At 38.3% G+C, this 3,450-nt stretch carries 3 protein-coding genes; all 3 read right to left on the bottom strand.

The features are described 5' to 3' along the window. A partial coding sequence (locus U9Q18_07500; protein ID MEA3314203.1) for an ABC transporter permease occupies positions 1–304 on the bottom strand: 304 nt, incomplete at its 3' end. Between the two features lie 3 nt (positions 305–307). Next, positions 308–1,447 (bottom strand): ABC transporter ATP-binding protein, encoded by a 1,140-nt coding sequence (locus U9Q18_07495; protein MEA3314202.1) that lies wholly within the window; start codon positions 1,445–1,447, stop codon positions 308–310. A gap of 163 nt (positions 1,448–1,610) precedes the next feature. Next, entirely contained in the window at positions 1,611–2,501 is an 891-nt protein-coding gene (locus U9Q18_07490; protein MEA3314201.1) for a glycine betaine ABC transporter substrate-binding protein, read from the bottom strand. Positions 2,502–3,450: the final 949 nt, after the last annotated feature.

The raw sequence follows: 3,450 nt of genomic DNA, 5'->3' as shown, positions 1-3,450 counted from the left end.
CCAAGAGAGTATTTTTTATAATTGGGAGCAGGGCATAGAGAAACAAAGCAAAAATTGCTGGTTTTGCCCCAATTCCGAACAGAGGTATCGCAAAGGCAAAAAGCGCCAGGGATGGAATAGTCTGGATGATATTTGCTATATTTAATACAATATTTGAAAGACCCTTGTGGTTTACAACTAAAAAGCCCAAGGGAATTCCGATTAAGCATGCTAAGAGAACTGCAGTAGAAGAAAGCGAAATATGCTCAAGAGTTTTTTGTATAATTTCGGACCAATGTCCGGTGATGAAATTAATAACACCCATAAATTAATAGTCCTCCTTTCCAGGCATGATTTGATTAAGGACATTTAAAATACTTGCGTTTGTAATTATTCCGATTAAATATCCTTTGTCGTCTATAACAGGACTGAACTTTACATTACGTTTTTCCCTGATAACCATGACTTCTGTAAGTGGCATATCGTGAGGGATTTCTCTTATGTTGGATTTCATTATGCTTTTCATTCTGATACTGTGATCAGTGATACCGCGGAGACGGTTAGCGCCGACAAGACCCAGAAGTTTGATTTTTCCTGTTTCTAGTTTGTTAGCAACACACAAAATTGTAACATCGAGAGTCTTCATAATTTCAATTGCCTGAGCCACCGAGCGGTTGGGATTTATAGTAACAAGATTACTATTCATAACGTCCTCAGCATTTACCATGTCCGGAGTTTTCCAAAGACGATTTTTGCCAACAAATTCCGCAACATACTCATTTGCGGGATTTTTCAAAATTTCTTCGGGTGTATCAAATTGAGCTAATTTGCCGTCTTGTAGAACGGCGATTTTATCTCCTAGCTTAATAGCCTCGTCAATATCATGGGTGACAAAGATGATAGTATTTCCTAATTCTTCGCATATGCGCAAAAGCTCATTTTGTAGCTGTTCTCTCGTGATTGGATCGAGAGAAGAAAAGGGCTCATCCATAAGGATTATTTCAGGCTCGTTTGCAAGTGCTCTTGCAACGCCGGCTCGTTGCTGCTGCCCGCCAGAGAGCTCGCTTGGATAACGGTGTGCGTACTCATTAGGGGGGAGTCCCACGATCTCCATAAGACTGCGGATACGATTTTCCGTTTCGTTTTTATCTTTTTTGCAAAGCATTGGGACGGTTGCAATGTTCTGTGCAATTGTTCTGTGTGGGAAAAGTCCTATGCTTTGTATGACGTACCCGATGTTTCTCCGCAATTCAATTTCATTTGAAGTTTTAATGTTTTTTCCGTTGATAAAAATATTACCACTTGTGGGCTTGATGAGCCTGTTCATCATTTGCATCGTAGTTGTTTTTCCACATCCGCTTTCACCGACGAGAACTACAAATTCCCCTGCTTCTACAGTCATGCTGAGATTGTTGATAACGACATTCTTCCCGTCATAAGATTTACATACATTCTTGAGTTCTATCATGTTATACCTCTCTTTGACTTGAAATAGATGACAATGTATAAAATTTTGTTGAAATTTTTTATATAACAGTGGTTATAACACAAAGCTGTTACTTGTGTCAAGAAGAGGCGTGTTTGTAGCTTGGAACAGAACTGGTGCCAGTTCTGTTCCAATACAAATATTATCAATCGATTAATCCCTTATCTTTTAGCATTTGTGTTGCGACATCCCGGAGCTCTGCGCCCTCATCTACCTGTAGATTATATTTTTGCATGTCGGTGTCACTCCAGGCGTTTTCTAAAGCTTCAAGTGCAGTAACAACTCCGGGATTGGCTTCCGCAAATTCTTGCTTCAAAATGGGCGTGCAATAATAGGGTGGAAAGAAATGTTTGTCATCCTCAAGGTTGACAAGGTTGTATTTTGCTATCCTGCCGTCAGTGGAAAAAGATACGTTTACGTCCAAATCACCCTCTGCCAGGGCAGCGTACGTAAGACCCTGGTCCATATTCTTCACTTTTTTGAATTCAAAACCATAAAGAGTACACATGCCGGGGTAACCGTCTGTGCGTACTACAAACTCCTGATCGCAGCCGAGAATCATGTCACCTGCCAAATCTTTCAAGTCAGATATGGAGGTAATATCATATTTTTCAGCAGTTTCTTCTGTAACTGAGAGGACGTATGTATTGTTAAAGCCGAAAGGTGCTAGCCAAGTGATACCATAGTCTTCTTCAAAATGGGATTTTACATAGTCGTATGTCTCATTTGGACTGAGAATGTCTGATTGTTCCAAAATGCAGGAGTAACCGGTTCCTGTGTATTCTGGGTACAGGTCGGCTTCACCGTTGTTAAGTGCGTTGAAGCAAAGCATAGAGCCACCGAGCTCATTGACGGTTGTTTCGTAACCCTTTGATTCTAAATACACAGATAGCATCTCTCCCATGATACGCTGTTCGGTAAAGTTTTTATGGACTATTCTAATGGTTTTGCTACCTCCGCTGGATGAACAACCTGCCAAAAAAAGCATTGATGCAATTAAAACAAAAATTCCTGTGCGTTTAATTAGTTTTTTCATTTAAATCCTCCTTATTGTACTAAAATTTTTTTGTGCACCCCATATGAGTTATATACATTTGAAACCCCGAATAACATTTACAGACAATCTATAGGTGCCAAATAGATGTCTGAGTCACATATTTTTGAACTTCCAACAATATTTTAACAGAAAATCTATAGATGTCAAATCCTTGTATGGAGGTCTCTGAAAAAGTATGAAAATAGAATAAAATGTCATGCTGGTGAACCTTTAGTCCCGAACTTGTTTCGGGATCTTTTCAGAACCTTATAAAATCAATAAGTTAAGAGACCCTGAAATAAATTCAGAAGTGACAGCATTGCAAATACCTCCTATAATTTAACAGATTTGGTTGTGATATGAGATGTTCCCTGTGCCTATCATCGTGATACAGGCTCTCTGCCTAACGTACTTGTACAGGTTTAAGGGAACAGGGAAAGTGGGTTTAACATTCTGAACGGTTTCTATGAACCAACGACAGAAACAAACTTACTCACTTTTCCTCATATCTTCAACCATACATACGAAGTATAATCAAAGATATATTTCCTCACAACCTGGAGTAGTATATACGATGACAAAATAGGGTTTTTCAGAGATCTCGTCTGAGTTACATACATTTGAGACTCAGGATAATGTTTTAAGAAAATCTATGGGTGGTAAATTATTAAGGCCTTTATGAACTCTCTCAGTATTATACCAGAATAGGTAATCGATGAGTTTTGAATTGAATGCATTAATATATGTAGCTAATAGATTAAGGTGGGTATTGATGAATTCTTCCTGTAGTGTTCTGTTTGATCTTTCTACGTGTCCATTGATCCCTGGGTATGTGAAATAGATAAAGAGGTTTAGTATATTTAGTTTTAAGATATTACCTTTTTAATTTTCTTAAAGGACTTCACTGTATTTTTATTATTTCTTCTTTTATTCATACAGTATTCATCTG

This window comes from Caldisericota bacterium (assembly GCA_034717215.1).
In the GTDB taxonomy this organism is placed as follows: Bacteria; Caldisericota; Caldisericia; order Caldisericales; family Caldisericaceae; genus UBA646.
This window is presented reverse-complemented; position numbering and strand designations above follow the sequence as displayed.

Excerpts from the sequence above, each read along its gene's own strand:
- U9Q18_07495 (MEA3314202.1), bottom strand. The coding sequence starts at position 1,447 with ATGATAGAACTCAAGAATGTATGTAAATCTTATGACGGGAAGAATGTC.
- U9Q18_07490 (MEA3314201.1), bottom strand. The coding sequence starts at position 2,501 with ATGAAAAAACTAATTAAACGCACAGGAATTTTTGTTTTAATTGCATCA.